This window comes from Mesobacillus harenae, from assembly GCF_013343715.1.
GTDB lineage: Bacteria > Bacillota > Bacilli > Bacillales > Cytobacillaceae > Mesobacillus_A > Mesobacillus_A harenae.
In genome coordinates this window covers 26,466-47,082 of sequence record NZ_JABUNR010000024.1, presented here as the reverse complement: position 1 = coordinate 47,082, position 20,617 = coordinate 26,466, and the positions used below count along the sequence as shown (strand labels likewise).

The following is a 20,617-nucleotide window of genomic DNA, read 5'->3' as shown; positions in this document are numbered from 1 at the left end:
TTGTATGTTAGTTCAATATTTTTATAAGCGAATACATTTTCCCACGGGACGAAAACATCTTCTAAAACAGCCAATGCGTCGGTTTCATCAAAGCGAGTGGAAAGCGGGTAGTCATACACACTTGGCTTATCCGCTGCATAGCCGCGACGTAAATATAGTTTCAGCCCAGGGGTATTAATTGGAATCGCAACAGAGATCGCATAATTCTCATCACCAGGACGTAAAGGCTGGATGCATGTTAGGAATAAATAATCAGATACCGCGCCGCTCGTTGCCAGCATTTGCGCTCCGCGAAGTACAATTCCATCCGGTCTTTCTTCATAAACACCTGCGGCCAAATAAGGATCTTCTTGTTCATGTGCTGGTTTGCTTCGGTCAATTTGCGGCTGAACAATGGCGTAAGAACCAAACAAGTGGTTGTCTCTAGCGTGTTCATAAAATTTGTTTACATTGTCTGCATACTGCTGGCCGGCTTTCGCAAATAATTCAGGTGAACTAACGAATCCCACTAGGAAGTTTGCGACGTGTTCAGGACTTCTGCCTACTAACCCATAGGTTAAATTCGCACTCTTTGTCATTGAAATTCGTTTTTCTTCTAGATCTTCCCTTGAACGCGGGATGATATAGGCTTTACTAACCGGCTTCCCTGTATTAGGTGACAGATAAGTCATATCATTTTTCGGATCGGCAACTTGATCATACAAATTTGCCACAGTTTGCGAAATTCCTTTCAGAGCCGGGTGTGAAGTTATGTCCTTCACCAGTTCCCCGTCGATGAATACTTTTCTTCCGTCATTTAAACTCTTTAAGTAATCTTTTCCTGATCTAATCATGACTTTCCTCCTCAAGCTAATTGACGGTATTGACCTTTATAGAAACAAAGGGGCGTTCCATCTTCAGTATTTAGGTTCAAAACTTCACCGAAGAATACAGTGTGATCGCCTACAACCACCGACTGAATTACTTTACAGTTCAAATTCACTAATGCATTTTCTAGTAACGGTGCTCCCTCTTCTGTTGTTATGAATTTAAACTGAGGGTCGTCTTCACACTTCTGATTTGCAAAGTGCCTTGAAATATCTATCTGAGAATCTTTCAAAATATTAACTCCAAAAAAACCAGCCTCATGAATCAAATTCAAGCATTTAGCTCGATGGTCTATACAGATTAGAACAACTGGAGGCGACAGGGATACCGAAGATACAGCATTAGCAGTCATTGCATGTGTATCGCCCTCTCCTTTTACTGTGATAACTGTTATACCCGTAGAAAAACATCCTATTGCATTTCTGAACTCCCGTGAATCAAAACTCATTGCTTTGTTCCCCTTTCTATAGTAAGCAGTTAAAAGCTATTGTTTTTATTAATGCAACTTCCATGCCAAGTTATGAGAATCCAAAAAAAAATATAATATTTTCTTTCATAAACCTTTAAGGGTGGGGATTTTACATTTCAAAATTGATAATGGACAAGTTATTTATATCTATGTTAATGTTTTCTTAAACATTTATAGTTTTCAGAATTTTCAAATTAGAAATAAAACATTTCATTTATGAAATAAACCGAAATGGGGAGATATTAAAATGAAAATCGTATTAGGGATATCTGGGGCAACGGGAGCTATTTACGGTATTAGGATTTTAGAGGCACTAAAAGAGAGAGGCGTAGAGACTCATTTGATTATGAGTGAATGGGCTGAAAAAACAATTACAATTGAAACACCATACAAACCAGCCGACATTAAAGATCTGGCAACCTATGCCTATTCTTCTAGAAATCAGGCAGCAATTATATCTAGTGGTTCTTTCCTGACAGACGGGATGATAATTGCACCTTGCAGCATGAAATCGTTAGCATCTATAAGTTACGGTCTTGCCGATAATTTATTGTCCCGAACTGCCGACGTGACTCTTAAGGAAAAGCGAAAACTGGTAATAGTCCCCAGAGAAGCTCCTTTAAGTGAAATTCACTTAGAGAATATGCTTAGATTGGCACGTGCAGGTGCAGTCATTCTACCACCTATGCCTGCATTTTATAATAAACCGACTACTGTGGATCAAATAGTTAACCATACAGTTGCCCGGGTTCTAGATCAATTTAGAATAGAGAATAAATTAACAGAACGGTGGTTGCAGTCAGAGAAAACGCCAACTAATAAAATTTACGAAGTTTAAAAAAATATTAGTGAATGAGTACTTATAATGCTGGGAAGAGTATCTTAATTTAATATTCCAAAATACCTAAATAAAACCAAAAATTATTATGAAAACTGAAGAGAAAATAAGAGATGCGTCTTAAGTAGTTCTTATGACACGGAGAACATACGAATTAGCATGTCAGTATAAATAGCAATCAAAAAAAGCTTGAGGAAATCTTTCCAAATCTCAAGCTTTTTGACTTTAATGTGTGTGTGGTTTTTTAGTACAGGGTTAACAGAAGTTATTTTATTGGTTATAAAATCCTTCACCGAACAAAAAACATAAACATAAAACATTTAACTTAGGTTATATCTCTTTGTCACAAAATTACTTCTCCGCTATCTGAATAAGGTTGCCGCAAGTATCTTCGAAGACAGCTATTGTAACTTCGCCCATTTCTGTCGGCTCCATAGTAAACTTTACACCTTTTTCCAATAATCGTTTATACTCGTTGTTAATATCTGAAACGCCAAACATTGTTGCTGGAATGCCATCGGCAAATATCTTCTTTTGATATTCTTTGGCGGCTGGATGGGCATTCGGTTCGAGCAGAAGCTCGGTACCGTCTTGTTCATCTCGAGAAACTAGCGTTATCCACCTGAATTCTCCAGCGGGAACGTCGTGCTTTTTTACAAATCCCAGCGTTTCTGAATAAAACTCCAATGCCTTGTCCTGGTCTTCTACGAAAATACTTGTAACAATGATTTTCATTCTATTTTCCCCCTTCTTTAATCAATATTTCCCACACATTCGTCAAGCCCTTTTCTGAATATCAACATAACCTTCAAAATGGGCGGGTATTACTAAAAACCTCAATACCTAGTCTTCCATTATTAGACCAAAAGTAAAATCGAATTAGATCCTCCACCATTTGTTCCGATCATTAATGTCTCTGTGAATTTAGACTCTTAACGAGCCTCGAAACCCTCTGGCAGCATAGTATGAGTCCGCACCATTATGATAAAGAAAGACGTGCCCGAAGCGAAAATCGCAAAAAAGAGCACCACCCAATTCTCTAATATCAGAAGGTGTTTGCACCCAGCTCGATGTTTTCATATCGAAACTACCAAGTTTCTGCAATGCTCTATATTGTTCTTCAGTTAAAAGTTCAATGCCCATGGCTGCTGCCATATCAATGACATTATTCTCTGGTTTATGTTTTTTCCTTGACTCTAGCGCTGCACGGTCATAACAAACACTTCTGCGTCCTTTAGGACTTTCCGCTGAACAATCATAAAAAACGTATTGGTCCTTCTGTTCATCATATCCAACAACATCTGGTTCGCCGCCAGTTCTTTCCATTTCATTGAGGGACCACATTATTTCTGTATTAGCTTCCAGCTTCACTTGGACTTTAGACCATTCAAGGCCATTATGGCGGTTCATATTTTTCTCAAAACGGGCTTTTAACGCTCTGAGTAATTCTTCACTTTGTTCCAGCGAGAACTTCTTTTTAACTTTTGTCATGTAAGTTCCCCTCCTATTGCTTTGCTCATATTGTTTAGGTATGTATAAATATTGTCTTATAAAAAATTGTTTTCTGAAATTAGTTAGATGCCATCACGATATTAGTGCAAATGATAATTTACATTCTTAACTTAACTAATTCGTTAGTTGATGAACTTAAAAGTATTCTAAATTCCATCTATATTTTACCATATAATGATATTATCCCTTAATCTTTTACAATAAAGCTGAGAATTGACAAACGAAATAGCACCCTTATCTATACGTCGGCACGTCGGCAATATCTATTGTCAAGATGTTATTAAGGGTGCTAATTGCTATGCTATTTGGTGTCTATTTTTTAAAATGTCATTAAAGCAATACAAAAAACTGTATGCTAATCGTCTGCTATTTTTTGTGCTATTAGTAAAGTTTCCCACACTAACGGAACTAGTTAGCCTTAAAACATCTTTTTTTGCTATTGATTTACGTATACATAAATCGAAGCATCGCATGTGCAGCCAGCCTGCTTGTCATATCACGGAAATCTTTGGACGGGTCAATCTCGACAATATCCATTGCTTTTACTCTCGGGTGGGTAGCTGCAGCTTTGATGCTCGCTAACAGCTCTCTGCTCGTTAACCCTCCAGGACCGATAGCCGGACAACCGGGAGCATAAGCCTGGTCCACAACATCCATATCAACAGATAAATAAATAAAGTCCACTTGAGCGGCAAGCCGTTTGATTTCCTTTTCAATGAGAGGAATCAGTCCATCCTGATCAATATCAGCCATGGTATAAATGCTTGCTCCCCTTGTAATCGCATAATCATGATAAGCCTTTGCATTGGAAAAATCGCGGATTCCAATTTGAACAAGATCTTCTCCCCTGACGATTCCTTCCTCTAGTAAACTTCGAAAAGGAGTGCCATTCGTCCTGCCGCCATCCTCCAGATTGCGTACATCATGATGGGCATCCCATTGAATGACACCTGTTCTACCGTACTTCTTGGAAAACGCCCGTATCGACGGAAAGCTCACGCCATGGTCACCGCCGAGCAGGATGTAGCGATGGCAAGCATCCGTTTCAATCATTTCCCTTACACTTATATAAAGACGCTCCAGGGTTTCCTCATTGTCGGTTGGATGTACATTCACATCGCCAAAATCTAAGATTCTATAATCATGGTAGTCCCGGTCTTGCTCACCTGAAAAAGTAGAATAGCTGCCTAGAGCGGTCCGAATCGTCCTGGGTGCATTTGCCGCATTCGACAGGGTAATCGAGGACTTGGAAGAGGGCAGACCTAACAGTCCAATCTCACCTTTTTCCCCTTTTTTATATGCCATAATGCATTCATCCACCTTTGTTACATAGCGATCCTTAAAGACGGCTGCATTTCCTGGGTTAAGATAACTGAACTGCTCCATAGGCTGCTCTCTCCCAAAGTTTATTTCCTTTACAATATACCTGTTCTGCATGGTTCACGCCGTAGTGATACGGGATATACAAATAGTTTGGGACATCCCAGATGACAAAATCAGCTTGTTTACCAGGTTCCAGTGTTCCAGCTTCTGTCCCTTTCCCAATCGCAAAAGCAGCATTAACTGTTACCGCATTCCAGATTTCCTCCGCTGTCATTTTTAGTTTTAGTGCCGCAAGAGACATGATCAGCTGCAGATTCTCAGTTACACAGCTGCCTGGATTAAAGTCGGTCGCAAGAGCAACTGCTGCCCCGCCATCAATCATTTCTCTAGCACGGGCATAGTGGTCTTTTCCTAAATAAAAAGTGGTACCCGGGAGTAAAACAGCAACTGTTTCGCTTTCGCTTAAACTATTGATCCCATGGTCGGATGCTGCCACAAGATGATCTGCACTTGCAGCACCAAGAGAGGCGGCTAGTTCAGTTCCGCCAAGCGGGTCGATTTCATCTGCATGAATTTTTATTCCAAACCCTTTATCCAATGCTTTTCGTAAAAAATTTCTCGACTGGTCAAGCGTAAAGACACCCGTTTCACAGAAGATATCAACGTATTCGGCCAGCTGTTCCTCCTTAATCTCGTCTAGCAAATCGATCATTTCATCTAGAAATAGGGCTTCGCTTCCCTTATAGCCAGACGGAACTGCATGAGCTCCTAAAAAAGTAGAAACAAGCTGAACTGGATATCTCTCCTGCAGCTGTTTAGTGACCCGGAGCTGTTTAAGTTCTGTTTCCCGATCAAGCCCATAGCCACTCTTGGCTTCGACCGCAGTCACACCAAAAGAGATCATTCTTTCAAGATGAAAACTGGCTTTCATCATTAGTTCTTCTAGTGTTGCCTTTTTCGTTGCTTCGACACTAGACAGAATTCCGCCGCCTCTGGCCAGTATTTCTAAATAGGGGACACCAGCCTGCTTAAGAGCAAGCTCGTGTTCACGGGAACCTCCAAACACCAGATGGGTATGCGGGTCCACCAATCCCGGCGAGACTACCTTCCCCTGTACATTTACCGTTTCTCTGGCGGTAAGATGTTGGGCGTCTCCATCAGAACCAATCCAGGCAACTTTTCCATCGGAGATTGCAAAAGCAGCCTTTTCTTTAACAAGAAGCTCTTTCATCTCATCCCCTTTTAAAGGTTTTGAAGAACACTTGGGTAAAATCAATTGTCCAATATTATAAACAAGTAAATCGTAGGTCATGTTTTTTCATCCTTTCTGAACAGGCTTCTACCTGATTATTAAAGCATCGGGATGTCGACGCCCTTTTCCCCGGCAACATCAATTGCTTTTTCATATCCTGCATCAGCGTGGCGAACAATTCCCATGCCTGGATCTGTTGTTAAGACCCTTTCAAGCCTTTCTTCAGCTAATTCAGTCCCATCGGCTACAACGACCATTCCTGCATGCAGCGAATATCCCATACCGACTCCACCACCGTGATGAACGGAAATCCACGACCCGCCTGCTGCTACATTAACAAGGGCATTTAAGATTGCCCAGTCTCCGACAGCATCACTGCCATCCTTCATCGATTCTGTTTCCCGATTTGGCGATGCGACCGAGCCGCAGTCTAGATGGTCACGGCCGATTACAATCGGTGCTTTCAATTCTCCATACCGGATAAGTTCGTTGATGGCAAGCCCCATCTTAACTCTCTCGCCATAGCCCAGCCAGCAAATCCTTGAGGGCAGTCCTTGGAACGCTACTTTTTCCTGAGCCATATCAATCCAGCGAAGGAGCGGCTCGTTATCTGGAAACAGCTCCTTGATCAGTCTGTCAGTCCGGTAAATATCTTCCGGATCACCTGAAAGAGCAACCCACCGGAAAGGTCCTTTCCCTTCACAAAACAAGGGACGTATATAGGCTGGCACAAAGCCGGGAAAATCAAAGGCGCGGGTTTCCCCTTCATCCTTTGCCACTTGGCGGATGTTATTTCCATAATCAAATACAATAGACCCTCTCTGCTGAAACTTAAGCATTGCTTGCACGTGTTTGAGCATCGATTGACTGGCTAGCTTTACATATTTCTTTGAACTAGAAGCTCTGAGCGAATCCGCTTCTTCCAAAGTCATTCCTTCTGGCACATAGCCGTTTAGCGGATCATGTGCTGACGTTTGGTCGGTTACAATATCAATGTTTACTTTTCTGTTCAACAAATCATGATGGACTTCAGCCGCATTTCCGATCAGCCCAATCGATAGGGGAGCACCTTTTTGTTTAGCTTCCTTTGCCCATGCAATCGCTTCATCGATCGAATCAGTCATCCGGTCGCAATACTTTGTGTCTAACCGCTTCTGGATTCGCGAACGATCCGCCTCCACTGCAATACAGACACCGCCATTCATCGTTACTGCAAGCGGCTGAGCTCCGCCCATTCCGCCAAGTCCTGCAGTAAGAGTTATCGTTCCTTTTAACGATCCTCCAAAATGCTGGCGTGCTACTTCTGCAAAAGTTTCATATGTTCCTTGCAAAATCCCTTGGGTTCCAATATAAATCCAGCTTCCTGCTGTCATTTGGCCGTACATCATCAGCCCTTTCTGGTCAAGCTCATGAAAATGCTCCCAGTTGGCCCATTTAGGAACGAGCACAGAGTTTGATAATAGTACTCTTGGAGCAGCTTTGTGAGTTTTAAATACGGCGACAGGTTTACCCGATTGGATCAGCATTGTTTCATCGTTCTCAAGCCTCCGCAGCGTTTTAACAATTGCATCAAACGACTCCCAGTTGCGAGCCGCTTTACCAATACCGCCGTAAACCACCAACTCCTCCGGTTTTTCGGCAACCTCAGGATCTAGATTGTTATAAAGCATCCTTAGTGCAGCTTCTTGCTCCCAGCCCTTGCATTCGAGATCCAGTCCTTTTTTAGCAGTAATATTTCTATTTGCTTGAGTTGTCATGGCTTTACCCCTTTACGTTTGTTTGTTGAAGAACTCTACTGTAATACTGGAATATGATTTGTTAGAGCTGTCCAGTGCCCGTTATTTTTTTTTAACCAGGCAGCCAGCCTTTCAATATCCTCTGAAAAGATTCGATCTTCTGTAATAGATGGAACCAATTCCCTCGCTTCCTCATAAAAACTTCTTGTTTGCGGCGACATTTTATCGATTCCCCTGTATTGGACAGCTTGAAGGGCACAAATACATTCAATTGCCAGGACTCGGCGGACATTTTGTATTATCTGATGAGCATGCCGGGCAGCAATGGTACCCATGCTGACATGGTCTTCCTGGTTTGCAGATGATGGAATCGAATCGACGCTGGCCGGATGGGCAAGTGTTTTATTTTCTGATACAAGCGAAGCCGCACAATACTGCATAATCATTGCTCCAGATTGCAGGCCAGGCTGCGGGCTTAAAAATGGTGGCAGGTCGTTTAATTGCGGATTGACGAGCCGTTCGATCCGGCGCTCAGAAATACTAGCAAGCTCTGCGGCAGCAATTTTCATAAAATCCATCGCAATCGCAATCGGCTGCCCATGGAAATTGCCTCCTGAAATGACTGTTTCTCCTCCATCAAAAATCAATGGGTTATCCGTCGCAGCATTCGACTCAATTTCAAGTTTTTCTTTCACATAATCAAACGCCTGCCAGGAAGCTCCATGCACCTGTGGAATACAACGCAGTGAGTAAGCATCCTGGACCCGCTTCTCTCCTTGCCTTGTAATCAGCATGCTTCCGTTTAAAATATCTCTCATTCGTTCGGCCACAGCCATTTGCTGCGGGTAACCCCTAGCCTCGTGAATCGCTGGATGAAAAGCATCTATTATTCCTTCAAGCCCTTCCATTGTTAAAGCGGCGATCCATTCGCTTTGATATGCAAGGTCGGATGCTTCAATCCAATTGACGACTCCCATTGCAGTCATCGCCTGTGTCCCGTTAATTAGAGCCAACCCTTCTTTGGCCTGTAAAACAATTGGCTCTAACCCTTCCTGTTTAAAAGCTTCTTGCGCAGAGCAGATTTGCCTCTGGTAATAGACCTTTCCTTCACCAATCAAGACAAGTGCTAAATGGGAAAGCGGGGCAAGATCTCCTGAGGCACCTAAAGAGCCCTGCTGTGGGACGACGGGATGGATTTCTCTATTTAAAAGCGCAGCAAGCAGTTCGGCAAGTACAGGACGGATTCCTGAAAATCCCTTCAATAGTGCATTTAGACGTAAAAGCAACATAGCTCTTGAGACTACTTCTGGAAATGGCTCTCCGACCCCGCAGGCATGAGATCTGATTAAGTTTAATTGCAAATCATTTACATCGTCACCGGCAATTATAACGTCACTAAATTTCCCGAAACCGGTATTAATCCCATACACAACTCGTTTTTCTGAAACGATTTTTTCGACAGCCTTCCTGCTCGCTTCCACCTTTCGCATGCTGTCAACACTGATTGTTACAAGTTCATGCTCATAGCAAATCCTTCTTATTTCATCTAACGTTAATGAATTACCTGTAAGCTGTACCATTTACTTCCTTCCTTTCCGGTTATATAAACTCGTTAAACCCAAGCCGTCCGCTTAAGGCGCTCGCTTACCGCAGGGCGATTCCGGGAGATCATCGGTATACTGGGCCTAATGTTCTTTAACTGAGCCAAAATAAATAGGAGGCGATAATGGCATAGAGATACCATCATCGCCTCCTACTGACTAGTGACTATAGGCAATGTACATTTATATATGATTAATTCCTAGACCAATTGTTTCATGCTCCGCCCCTTTAACAGGCGCCCCGATCGTCCCGTAAAAAGCAACAGCAATCCATTCTCCCTCACCTATTTCGGTATAAGGAGTGCCCCTCACAACAGCAAATCTCAAGCCGACTGTTCGGCTCATTTCACCAATAGCAGGCTGGCCCCTTGTTACACCTTCTATGCCTTCCATTATTGCATGGTACAGAGCATGTGTTTCCCGGTAATAGCTTTCATGGATTAGCTTATTACGCTTTGCGGCAGTTTCCACTGCGGATATTACTTTTTGCATATTCATTGAACCAACTTTCCCCTGACAGTATTGAACTGCACTAAGAGAAGGACGAAAGAAGGTTAATTCCTCATCTGACAGCGAAGCTAATAGTACCGCCATTTTTCCAATCGCCACTTTTTGGCCCATAAGGAAACCTCATTTTCTGAATTTTACCTATTAACTAATATCTTATCATCATTTTATTCGTCCTCAATAACAGTTGTCAATGGATTTTCCAAATTTTAGTATACTAGTGTATTAAACTGATAGCACAGTAAAGTGAACGATTAACAGAAGCGCGTTCTCTCTAAATACAACCTTGCTGTTTGACCAATCGCCATACTTTCTAAAGTATGGAGTAAAGCACTTAGCCACCCCTTCTAGCAGTACCTCAAAAATGAAAAAAGGAGACACAAGGTCTCCTCTCAATCACCTAACAATTAGAACGTCAATCCTCCACCATCAACGAGCAAGGAGGTTCCTGTTACATAGGAAGCATCGTCTGAGGCTAAAAATAACACTGCCTTTGCGACTTCCTCAGGCTGCCCAATCCGGCCTAAGGCACATGCCCTGGAAATAAGCGGCCACTTGCGTTCATCATCTTTCCAATTTTGGATAATATCTGTGTCAATCACACCCGGTGCCACTGCGTTTACCCTAATATTCTTGGTGCCATATTCAACAGCGGCATTTTTTGATAGCGTTATTACGCCTCCTTTTGAAGCATTATAGGCACTGACATATTTTTTCCCTTTGAAGCCAAGAAGACTAGAAGTATTGATGATCGCCCCGCCGCCGCGTTCGATCATTTTCGGGATGGCATATTTCATTCCGAGGAAAACACCTTTTAAATTGATATCAACCACGCGATCCCATTCTTCAACGGGCAAATCAGCTAGTTTTACCTCTTGATTGCCAACTCCTGCATTATTAAAGATAATGTCGAGGCCTCCGTATGTTTCAGTCGTGAAGCTGACAAGTTTCTCAACATCAACATGGTTTGCCATATCTGCTACAACACTTACAGCCTCCCCACCTTCAGACTTAATGAGATTGACAGTTTCTTGTGCGCTTTCTTGATTTATGTCGGAGACAACCACTTGTGCCCCTTCTTTAGCAAAAAGCACGGCAGTAGCACGCCCAATACCGCCCCCGCCACCTGTTATAATCGCAACTTTATCCTTCAGCTTCATTTTTCTTTCCTCCTAATATGTATAATTAAAATACTAACCGGTTAGTTTGCTACTACTCTATTATATGTTTAATTTTCTAACAATTCAATTAACATTCGTAATCGAATTGATTAAATAGAAAGTTTACCCTTCTATATTTAGCTTGGTTTAGATACATTGCTGATTTATATATAAGCTGGAGTCAAAATTGCTGTATCCTCAAATTCATTCTCATTTCCTCCGTAAGTGTTTAGTCAATGATCCTTATTTAAGGAATTTTTCGCCAGCTACCAATAGGCTTTAATAAAAGCGAATTTCTCTTTAAAGTATTTTAATATATTGTTAACCCGATAAAATAACCATCATCCTTTCCTTAATATATGTCTTTATTGAAAAACTATTATTTAATTATTCATCAGATTTAAAATTCAAAAACTCTTTCTAACCGCTTCACCAAGGTATTCACGCGAGATAAACTCCCGCTAAAAAAAGCAAGTAATATGCTCGAAAAAATCCAAATGTTATTTTAAACCTTACTTTTTTTGACACAACTTTTTCTATATCGATATGTTAACATCATACGTATAGTGTTAATGTAATAAACCTAAAGGGTCCCTTTTCCTTGTTAGAAACCTAATTACATTAAATGCTCTTCTGTTTTGTTAAGTTTGTGAATAACTGAACATTTATTTGTGATGCTTTGAACAATGTTTTTTATAAAAGGAGCTGAAGTCAGTGAAACTCAAAAAAATCCGCATAACCCTGTTAGCAGTTATTCCTCTTCTCATCCTTAGCGGCTGTGAGGTTAATATGGTTGTATTTGAGCCCCAAGGCCCGGCAGCACGAGCCATTGCTGAGCTGATCAACTGGTCATTAATGTGGATGCTGCTTGTTGTTGTAGTCGTTTTTGGATTATTTGCCTATATTGTTTGGAAGTACCGGGAACGAAAGGACAACATGGATTACGAACCTCCTGAGGAACACGGCAGTACACTTCTAGAAATTATTTGGGTAGGCATTCCAATCCTTATTGTCATCGCCTTGACAATACCAACCGTAAAAACGCTTTACGCTTTGGAAGAGGTTCCTAAAGGATATGAAGACAAGGAACCAATTACCATAAATGTTACTTCTGCTGACTGGAAATGGATTTTCAGTTACCCAGATCAAAATATTGAAACAGTCAATTACGTTAACATCCCTGAAGATACCCCTATCGATTTCCGGCTGACATCAGCAAGTACGATGCAGTCCTTCTGGGTTCCAGCACTTGCTGGCCAGAAATACACGATGGGTAAAATGGAAACACAGCTTTACCTTCTTGCCGACAATCCTGGTTCTTATGAAGGCAGAAATACCAATTTTAATGGCAAGGGATATGCTGAAATGCAGTTTGAGGTGCTGGCCCAGACTCAGTCTGAATTCGATGAGTGGGTCAAAGAAGTTCAGGATACAGCTCCTAAACTGACAGAATCCGAGTATGAGAAACTTCTTGAGCCTACTCACCTAGGACGTTTAACGTTCTCAAACACTCACTTAGCTTGGGTCGACCACAGTGAAATGGATTCAAAGACTTATACAAATCCAGAATTATATAAGACTCACGGGTATCGAGGAAGAACCTTTGAAGAAGAAGATAATTATAAAAACAAAGATGTAGATACAGATAAACATGAGGATCATATAACCGACAATGAACAGGTTGATCAAAAGGATCATGTAAAAGATAGTGAACATGTTGATCATAAAGAATCTAGTGGAGGTGACGAGCACCATGGGCATTAAATGGAATGAGTTTTTTATTACCGGAGACCCATTAATACTAGGTTCGCAGATTGCGATTCTGCTAACCATGATTGGAATTGTCGCAGGAATCACCTATTTAAGGAAATGGCGCTGGTTATGGACAGAGTGGCTGACAACAGTTGACCATAAGCGAATTGGGATTATGTATATAATTGCTGCCGTTCTGATGTTTTTCCGTGGCGGCATGGACGGTTTGTTAATGAAAGCTCAGACATCAGGACCCGAGAAAGAGTTTCTGACTGCCCAGCATTATAATGAGATTTTTACGACACATGGAGTTATCATGATCTTGTTTATGGCCATGCCATTCTTAATCGGTCTGATGAACGTGGTGATCCCTTTGCAAATTGGCGCCAGGGATGTTGCGTTCCCTCATTTAAATGCATGGAGTTTCTGGCTGTTCTTTAGCGGTGCGATGCTCTTCAATATATCATTTGTCATTGGTGGATCTCCTGATGCAGGCTGGACTTCATATTTTCCGCTCGCGGGTAAAGAATTCAGTCCGGGCATCGGAAATAACTATTATGCTGTAGCCCTGCAAATAGCTGGGATTGGTACATTGATGTCCGGTATTAACTTTATTGTCACCATTTTAAAAATGAGAACAAAAGGCATGACATTAATGAAGATGCCCATGTTCACTTGGACGACGCTAGTTACATCCGTCATTATTGTAGCAGCCTTCCCGATCTTCACGGTCGCTCTTGCTCTAATGACATTTGACCGCTTGTACGGCACCCATTTCTTTACCTTGTCAGGCGGCGGAATGGATATGCTTTGGGCCAACCTGTTCTGGTTATGGGCTCACCCTGAGGTATATATCGTAGCCTTGCCGGCATTCGGAATTTTTTCTGAGGTTATTGCAACCTTCTCAAGAAAATCACTATTTGGATATAAATCAATGGTGTTCAGCATTGTTGGCATAGCCGTGCTTAGTATGGTTGTATGGGTACACCACTTCTATACTATGGGTGCTAGCCCAGGGGTCAACTCATTCTTCTCTATCACAACAATGCTAATTGCTGTTCCGACAGGCGTTAAAATCTTCAACTGGCTGTTCACGATGCGCAAAGGCCGAATTAAAATGACCAGCGCAATGCTTTGGGCACTTGCTTTCGTTCCATGCTTTGTCATCGGCGGAGTGACTGGTGTCATGCTTGGAATGGGTGCTGCTGATTATCAGTACCATAACACCTTATTCCTTGTTGCCCACTTCCATTATGTGCTGATTCCTGGCGTTGTGTTTGCCGTGTTTGCAGGCCTCTACTATTGGTGGCCAAAAATGTTTGGCCATATGCTGAACGAAAAGCTTGGTAAATGGCACTTTTGGCTGTTTGTTATTGGATTTAACGTGACATTTATGCCGATGTTCTTCCTTGGATTGGACGGGGCTGTTAGACGTGCTTATACCTACTCAGAGGCTTCTGGCTTTGCCCCATTATTTGCACTGTCAGGTATTGGGTCCGTTGTTTTAGCTGCTGGCTTTGCCGTCTTCTGCTATAACATCTACTGGAGCTTCCGTTATGCAGACCGAAATATTTCAAGCGATCCTTGGGATGCAAGAACACTTGAATGGGCTACGGCTTCACCTGTTCAGCATTACAATTTTGCAAAATTGCCTGAAGCAAGCTCACTTGACGCTTTCTGGTATATGAAGAAAAACAACGAGGGCTTAACCCTCTCAGATAAAGAAATAAAAAAGATTCACATGCCCAGCAATTCAGGGCTGCCGTTTATAATGGCGATCGTCTTTGGTGTTACTGGGTTCTTCCTTGTATTTGAATGGCATATCGCTGCTGCAATTGCAGCACTTGGAATTGTCGGCGGATTGATCTACCGTTCATTTGACTACAATGACGGCTATTATGTTCCAGTTGAGGAAGTTCAAGAAACAGAAAGCGCTTGGAGAAATGTTAAAGGAGAGGTGAATAATCATGTCAGCTAATCTTAATACGTCTCTGCCCTTGGAGTACCAATCAGAGCAAAACCGCATGAATATTCTGGGCTTCTGGATTTTTCTCGGCGCTGAGATTGTGTTATTTGCCACTCTTTTCGGAGTATATGCTGTTCTTTTTCAGCGGTATGCAGGCGGTCCAACACATCAGGATATCATCATGATTAAAGAAGTAATGATTCAAACGGTCCTGTTGTTAACAAGCAGCTTTACAATGGGCCTCGCCATATTCGAAATGCGCCGAAATAATCTTAAAGGTCTGATTACCTGGTTTGTTATAACCCTATTGCTAGGGGCAGGGTTCCTGTTTATGGAAGTTAATGAGTTCATTCATTATGTGCATATGGGTGCAACTATGCAAACAAGCGCGTTTCTTTCCAGCCTGTTTGTCCTGCTTGGCACCCATGGAGCCCACGTCACTTTCGGGATTATTTGGGCAACCATGATCATCATCCAACTAGTAAGACGCGGATTAACACCTGTTACCGCACGAAAAACATTTATTCTCGGATTGTACTGGCATTTCCTTGATGTCGTATGGATCTTCATCTTTACATTCGTATACCTGAAAGGGCTGGTGATGTAGATGCAAAACAAAGCTAAAGTATTTCCAGTCAGCCATATAGTTGGGTTCGTTCTGTCTCTTGTCATGACGTTTGCTGCCGCTTGGGTTGCACTTAAAACCTTCTACAGCTTCAATACAATTATGATGATTATCGGTACCCTGGCCGTACTGCAAGCAGCTCTTCAGCTGACGATGTTTATGCATATGAATGAAGGTGAGGATGGCCGTACTCAGACGATTAACGTTGTTTATGGAATATTTGTTGCGATTGTAATCGTCGCTGGAACCGTTTGGGTGATGTCAATAGGAATGCACACACACCACTAGTTCTCATTAAAAAATCCGGCCCCAAAGCCGGATTTTTTCTGTTTAAAATAAATTGTCTCCTCCATCCGCTCTCTCCAAAATCTCAAGATAGCTGGGATGACTTTTTATATACCAGCCTGGATGTCTGCTTGGTTCTTCCAACAGAGCTATCCTTTTTTTGGCTGGCTTCCTCCATTATTTTAATAAAAAGACAAAATCCAAGTGTCAAAATTGCCGAGACCATTAAACTTGCGCTAATAGACAGCAGGTAATTAAGTACGAAACCGTTTACAAAAAAAGTGAACAAAAATAAAGCAAAGCCGATTGACCACACAGTTACGGTAATTAATCTAATGATTCTCAATTGACTATAATAGCTGCTTTTCTCCATCTGCAAACATCCCCTTTACACATTATTTTATATTTGTTCACAAATTTGTCAAATTTTTTTTATGATTGCACTTGCAAACATTTTAAAAATCTTGACCAAAACAAAAGCGCAAGCGCCCGTTAAGCGCACGACAGGACTGGAGCACACCGACTGAGATAAAGGAAACACCAAGAGCGAAAGCGCATTCGATGTTGACTTATCATAGGGAGGCGAAGTACACCAGTCGCTGGGCATCCCGATAATTGGAACTTTTATAGTTCCTATACAATAAAAAAATGTTTGCCAAGAAGAGCATGCAAACATTTTTATATATTAAAGTTATTCTCTCTTTTTCAATACCACCGGCAATCCAGGTTTAGGTCTTAAGGTGATCAGCGGCTGTGTTTTTATCGATGATGCATCGAAAGCAGGTTTCAGCTGAAAACGCTGGCTGATACAGGCCAGGACAAGGACCATTTCCATAAAAGCAAAGTGGTTCCCGATGCACACTCTCGGCCCGCCGCCAAACGGAAAGTAAGCATAAGCCGGAATGGATTTAATAAAGTTATTTTCAAATCGCTCAGGCCTAAATTCATTAGGTTCTTCAAAGTATTCCGGCTTTCTTTGCATCACATACTGACTTATCAAAATCATTTCGCCTTTTTTTATATGATAATCGCCAATATCAACCGACTCGTCCACCTGCCGCCCAATTACATATGCAGGCGGATAAAGCCTAAGCGATTCTGAAATGACATTTTGTGTGTAGCTCAAACCTGTAAAATGTTCAGGAGCAATGGTTCCCTCGCCAATCACTTCATCAAGCTCCTCATAGAGCTTCTGCTCAGCTTCTGGATTCTGTGACAACAGATACAGCGTCCACGATAGGGCATTAGCCGTCGTTTCATGGCCAGCCAAAAAAATGGTCATTAATTCATCCCGAAGCTGAGAATCGGTCATGCCAGTTCCATCATGATCATCACGTGCTCTCATTAAAATACCGAGAAGATCGTCTTTTACCTCAGTATCCTCTCTCCTGCTTGTAATAATTTTAAAAAGCACTTCATCGAGTGCTTGTTTGGCAAGTTTATATTCACGATTTCGCTTAACAGGCACCCATAAAGGAAGCGGAATAATGGATCTCATCCTTCTGACTGCAAGTTTCATTGCTCTTTCCACTGACTCGCCAACTAAGTCATAGCCCTCGTTCAATTCCATGCTGAACATCGTCTTACTGATGATACCAAGGGTGATGTTCAGCATATCTTCTGTAATTTCAATTTCCTTGCCATCTTCCCAGCCTTCTATATATTTCTCGGTCGTAACAATCATATCCTGGGCATAATCCATTATATGCGACTTCTTAAAAGCTGGCTGGATCAGCCTGCGCTGGCGCATGTGCAGCTCCTTTTCACTAGTTAACAGACCATCCCCAATAAGAGCTTTTAAAGACTGAACATCACTGGATTTCAAAAAGCTTTTTTGCTTCGTCACAAGCACTTCCTTAATCAACTCCGGATCGGTGATTAGATTTACTTTTTGAAATGGGCCCAGCCTAAAACGGACAATCTCACCATAATCATTTGCCAAAGTTTTCATAAAAACCAATGGGTCCTTTTGGAATTCTTTTAAATGTCCGGTCATCCATTTCCCATTGGAGGCAGTGGGTATTTTTTTTGTATAAATTATCCTTTCCTCCTTTCAGGCGTTGTTTTCTATATAGCTCGTTATATCATAAGCATCACGCGCTTTTTCTGTGTACAAATTGATGGATAAGCCCTTGCCCATTTAAGTTAAAGGCTTGTTGGACAAATCCATCAATTTCAGCACGATTAATGTCAGCGTGTATAAGATATAAAGAGCTTGTTTATAAAAAATTAAATGCCTGAACGCAAATTGCATTTGAAAGGAGAATAAATGTGAAACAGGACCAAAGCAGCTTAAAAAACTTAATGAATCTGGGCGTTAAATATGAGAAGAAGCTTAATTCCTTGATCCAAGATACATTAAACGATAAAAACTTCATTCAGCTCGCCAATGCTGGATTAAAGCAACACACACGTACACTAAAGTCTCTGCGTGAATTTAATGAAATGGCCGCACAGCAGCTGAACATCCCTACAAAAGATGATGTTGCGAGAATTGCGAGACTGGCCATTCAACTCGAAGAAAAGCTTGACCAAATTCAGTTACAGCTTTCCGATTTAATGGATAGAAAAAATCATGAAAAAGACCGAGGAAGATCGTTTCACGGGAGCAGGAGACAACCAAGGACTTTGATACCCGAACCCGAAGTAATCAGTGATGAAAAAACAGAGATTCTGTCGGATAGACTTAATTTAAAAGAATTACTGACACCGATGGACCATGCCACATTTTTAAACACGCTTGAAACCACTCTGACAAAAAGGAGACAGCGACGTGGCTGACTTTCCTTCTAACACATCAAGAATAGCCGTATGGAAGAAGAATAAAGCTGTACTTTGGCATTATCCATCACCTCAAAAAAAATATAATACTCCTGTATTTCTCGTATATTCACTTGTAAATCAGGCTTTTATTTTAGATCTCGGCCCAGGGGCGAGTATGATTGAGGGTTTTACGGAACAAGGCTATGATGTGTATTTACTTGATTTCGGCATCCCAGGTTATGAAGATAAATACCTAACTCTTGACCACTATATAATCGATTATATTCAAACAGGGGTGCAGAGAGCACTCATGCATTCCGGAACTGAAGCGATCACTCTGACTGGTTATTGTCTCGGCGGTACCTTGGCGGTTATTTACGCAGCAGTAGCCAAAGAACCGATTAAAAACCTAATCCTTTTTGCTGCACCAGTCGATTTCAGCCAATCTCGAGATATGAATAATTGGATCAGAGCTTTAAAGCAGGGGGAAATCAATGTCAATGAACTGATCGATGAGTATGGTGTTATTCCTGCAAAAGTGATGGAATACGCACTGAAAATGGTTACCTCACCGGTTTCATTTACTCCTCAATTAGCTAAGCTTGCCCGGGCTGACGATAAAAAGTATCTGGAGAAATGGCGGCGTTTTGATACGTGGGTAAAAGGACATGTTCCATTCGCAGGTGCGGCTTTAAAGCAGCTCATTAACGATCTTGTAAAAGATAATAAACTTATAAAAAACAACTTAAAAATCCGAGGGCAACGGGTCAATCTTAGAAAAATAAAGGCCAATCTGCTCGTCGTTTCGACAGAAGGTGATCAGCTAATACCCGAGGAATTGATTAAGCCGCTAATGGCGAAAGTGACGTCCGTTGATAAAACGTACAAAAGAGTAAAGGGCGGACACGTAACCCTGGCCATTCGAGGCGGTATTCCTGATTTCCTCTCAGAATGGCTGCGGGACCATTCTTGATTTTATGAATAGCAAAAAGAGCTTGGAATCGTGTTCTAAGCTCTTTTTTACATGTTGGGCTAGAGTCTTTCCTTAACCTCTCCTCTTATTGACTCAATCATATGATCAGGTAAATAGGCAGGCAGAGATGTACCGTCCTTAAAAATCCATGTATTAATGATTTCAAGATCAGCTTTTTTAAACGTAATGCTAAAATTATTATTCTGGTGAAAAAAGTCTGCAGTAACATATTCTTCACCAGCAAAATCATCATCAATAATTAGTTGGTTTATTTCATATTCCTTCACGCTTAACCTCTTTCCATTCTTTTTATCTATAGAGTTAACTTTATATAGCTGTTTATTCGTTTTTTAAATTTAATCCGAGGAGTTTTGGAGGGATTCAGGGCGTTTGTAAGTTAATTCCGAGAAGTTTTAACTTAATTCATGAGCATTGAATATTCAGATAATAATACCGTAATAGAACCCCTCCCTTACTTAATAGAATCCTCCTGTTTCTGAGATCTTTTATAGAAAATAAACACTAATATATTAATAGAATTAATAATTAGAAATGAAATGTTATAGATAAATCCCACTAATCCCTTTCCGATCATATCGGGCTCAGTTAGGTACAAAAAAAATCCTCCAGGAACTAGAATCAATGCACTTGATAAAATGGAAATAAAAACAGCCTCCCTAACTCGCTTTGATCTCATCGCCAGCTTCAATGAAAACCAAAACGCCATAACAAGAATCCCATAGAATAAAAGATTTCTTAAATGAAAAACAACCTCCATCCTCATTTTCACCTGCTCCCTAATATTAACAACTTCTAAATTTTATAACTGCAGGTGATTTTTTATCCCTATTTTTCAAACTAAAAGGATGAAAGCATTAAGATTTCATCCTACAAAATTGCCCATTCTTTTGTTAATGCGTTTCGCTATAAACATAAGTCATTTGGCCATCATCTGTTATTCAGCTGCACCCACTTTTCCCACCACCAG

At 41.3% G+C, this 20,617-nt stretch carries 21 protein-coding genes; 7 read left to right on the top strand and 14 right to left on the bottom strand.

Annotated elements, in window-relative coordinates; translation table 11 throughout:
* Both HRJ06_RS21500 and HRJ06_RS21495 read right to left on the bottom strand, forming a co-directional pair.
* Positions 1 to 833 (bottom strand): 4-hydroxyphenylacetate 3-hydroxylase N-terminal domain-containing protein (locus tag HRJ06_RS21500; RefSeq protein WP_277874717.1); only part of this gene is annotated, 833 nt, incomplete at its 3' end.
* 11 nt (positions 834 to 844) lie between these two features.
* The gene (locus HRJ06_RS21495; RefSeq protein WP_174734998.1) at positions 845 to 1,315 is read right to left on the bottom strand and encodes a flavin reductase family protein; all 471 of its coding nucleotides are present in this window, start codon (positions 1,313 to 1,315) and stop codon (positions 845 to 847) included.
* 268 nt (positions 1,316 to 1,583) lie between these two features.
* Here HRJ06_RS21495 and HRJ06_RS21490 point away from each other — a divergent pair, with 268 nt between their 5' ends.
* A complete protein-coding gene (locus HRJ06_RS21490) occupies positions 1,584 to 2,174 on the top strand; it encodes a UbiX family flavin prenyltransferase (RefSeq protein ID WP_174734997.1) in 591 nt (196 codons plus the stop codon).
* A gap of 351 nt (positions 2,175 to 2,525) precedes the next feature.
* On the opposite strand, the gene HRJ06_RS21485 is transcribed toward HRJ06_RS21490, so the two are convergent.
* The 8 genes from HRJ06_RS21485 to HRJ06_RS21450 all read right to left on the bottom strand — a co-directional run bounded on the left by HRJ06_RS21485 (position 2,526) and on the right by HRJ06_RS21450 (position 11,265).
* Entirely contained in the window at positions 2,526 to 2,909 is a 384-nt protein-coding gene (locus HRJ06_RS21485) for a VOC family protein (protein WP_174734996.1), read from the bottom strand.
* Positions 2,910 to 3,098: 189 nt separating this feature from the next.
* The gene (locus HRJ06_RS21480; RefSeq protein WP_174734995.1) at positions 3,099 to 3,665 is read right to left on the bottom strand and encodes a DUF4256 domain-containing protein; all 567 of its coding nucleotides are present in this window, start codon (positions 3,663 to 3,665) and stop codon (positions 3,099 to 3,101) included.
* 465 nt (positions 3,666 to 4,130) lie between these two features.
* The gene (gene hutG, locus HRJ06_RS21475) at positions 4,131 to 5,072 is read right to left on the bottom strand and encodes a formimidoylglutamase (RefSeq protein WP_174734994.1); all 942 of its coding nucleotides are present in this window, start codon (positions 5,070 to 5,072) and stop codon (positions 4,131 to 4,133) included.
* Positions 5,050 to 6,321, bottom strand: coding sequence for an imidazolonepropionase (gene hutI / locus HRJ06_RS21470; protein WP_174734993.1), 1,272 nt, complete (start codon positions 6,319 to 6,321; stop codon positions 5,050 to 5,052). The genes hutG and hutI overlap by 23 nt, the downstream gene beginning before the upstream one ends.
* A 38-nt stretch (positions 6,322 to 6,359) precedes the next feature.
* Entirely contained in the window at positions 6,360 to 8,018 is a 1,659-nt protein-coding gene (gene hutU, locus HRJ06_RS21465; RefSeq protein ID WP_174734992.1) for a urocanate hydratase, read from the bottom strand.
* A gap of 35 nt (positions 8,019 to 8,053) precedes the next feature.
* Positions 8,054 to 9,577 (bottom strand): histidine ammonia-lyase, encoded by a 1,524-nt coding sequence (hutH, locus tag HRJ06_RS21460; RefSeq protein WP_174734991.1) that lies wholly within the window; start codon positions 9,575 to 9,577, stop codon positions 8,054 to 8,056.
* A 204-nt stretch (positions 9,578 to 9,781) separates the two neighbouring features.
* A complete protein-coding gene (gene hutP, locus HRJ06_RS21455; protein ID WP_174734990.1) occupies positions 9,782 to 10,219 on the bottom strand; it encodes a hut operon transcriptional regulator HutP in 438 nt (145 codons plus the stop codon).
* Between the two features lie 293 nt (positions 10,220 to 10,512).
* Entirely contained in the window at positions 10,513 to 11,265 is a 753-nt protein-coding gene (locus HRJ06_RS21450) for an SDR family NAD(P)-dependent oxidoreductase (RefSeq protein ID WP_174734989.1), read from the bottom strand.
* A 714-nt stretch (positions 11,266 to 11,979) separates the two neighbouring features.
* Here HRJ06_RS21450 and qoxA point away from each other — a divergent pair.
* Genes qoxA through qoxD form a run of 4 tightly spaced genes read left to right on the top strand, consistent with a single transcriptional unit; the run spans position 11,980 to position 15,896 of the window.
* Positions 11,980 to 13,029: a cytochrome aa3 quinol oxidase subunit II gene (gene qoxA, locus HRJ06_RS21445; RefSeq protein ID WP_174734988.1), complete on the top strand. Its 1,050-nt coding sequence runs from the start codon at positions 11,980 to 11,982 to the stop codon at positions 13,027 to 13,029.
* Positions 13,019 to 14,995: a cytochrome aa3 quinol oxidase subunit I gene (gene qoxB, locus HRJ06_RS21440; protein WP_174734987.1), complete on the top strand. Its 1,977-nt coding sequence runs from the start codon at positions 13,019 to 13,021 to the stop codon at positions 14,993 to 14,995. The genes qoxA and qoxB overlap by 11 nt, the downstream gene beginning before the upstream one ends.
* Positions 14,985 to 15,590, top strand: a complete 606-nt coding sequence (qoxC, locus tag HRJ06_RS21435) for a cytochrome aa3 quinol oxidase subunit III (protein ID WP_174734986.1) — start codon at positions 14,985 to 14,987, stop codon at positions 15,588 to 15,590. Before qoxB ends, qoxC begins: the two co-directional genes overlap by 11 nt.
* The gene (gene qoxD / locus HRJ06_RS21430) at positions 15,591 to 15,896 is read left to right on the top strand and encodes a cytochrome aa3 quinol oxidase subunit IV (protein ID WP_174734985.1); all 306 of its coding nucleotides are present in this window, start codon (positions 15,591 to 15,593) and stop codon (positions 15,894 to 15,896) included.
* Between the two features lie 82 nt (positions 15,897 to 15,978).
* Here qoxD and HRJ06_RS21425 read toward each other — a convergent pair whose 3' ends face one another.
* Together HRJ06_RS21425 and HRJ06_RS21420 are read right to left on the bottom strand one after the other, a co-directional pair.
* A complete protein-coding gene (locus tag HRJ06_RS21425; protein ID WP_174734984.1) occupies positions 15,979 to 16,266 on the bottom strand; it encodes a hypothetical protein in 288 nt (95 codons plus the stop codon).
* A gap of 318 nt (positions 16,267 to 16,584) precedes the next feature.
* Complete coding sequence (locus HRJ06_RS21420; protein ID WP_338421135.1) at positions 16,585 to 17,916, bottom strand: cytochrome P450; 1,332 nt, start codon at positions 17,914 to 17,916, stop codon at positions 16,585 to 16,587.
* Positions 17,917 to 18,164: 248 nt separating this feature from the next.
* Here HRJ06_RS21420 and HRJ06_RS21415 point away from each other — a divergent pair, with 248 nt between their 5' ends.
* Together HRJ06_RS21415 and HRJ06_RS21410 are read left to right on the top strand one after the other, a co-directional pair.
* A complete protein-coding gene (locus tag HRJ06_RS21415) occupies positions 18,165 to 18,674 on the top strand; it encodes a hypothetical protein (protein WP_174734982.1) in 510 nt (169 codons plus the stop codon).
* Positions 18,667 to 19,629, top strand: a complete 963-nt coding sequence (locus HRJ06_RS21410; protein ID WP_174734981.1) for an alpha/beta fold hydrolase — start codon at positions 18,667 to 18,669, stop codon at positions 19,627 to 19,629. Before HRJ06_RS21415 ends, HRJ06_RS21410 begins: the two co-directional genes overlap by 8 nt.
* 59 nt (positions 19,630 to 19,688) lie before the next feature.
* Here HRJ06_RS21410 and HRJ06_RS21405 read toward each other — a convergent pair whose 3' ends face one another.
* Together HRJ06_RS21405 and HRJ06_RS21400 are read right to left on the bottom strand one after the other, a co-directional pair.
* Entirely contained in the window at positions 19,689 to 19,916 is a 228-nt protein-coding gene (locus tag HRJ06_RS21405; protein ID WP_174734980.1) for a hypothetical protein, read from the bottom strand.
* A 185-nt stretch (positions 19,917 to 20,101) separates the two neighbouring features.
* Positions 20,102 to 20,413 (bottom strand): hypothetical protein, encoded by a 312-nt coding sequence (locus HRJ06_RS21400; protein ID WP_174734979.1) that lies wholly within the window; start codon positions 20,411 to 20,413, stop codon positions 20,102 to 20,104.
* Positions 20,414 to 20,617 lie beyond the last annotated feature (204 nt).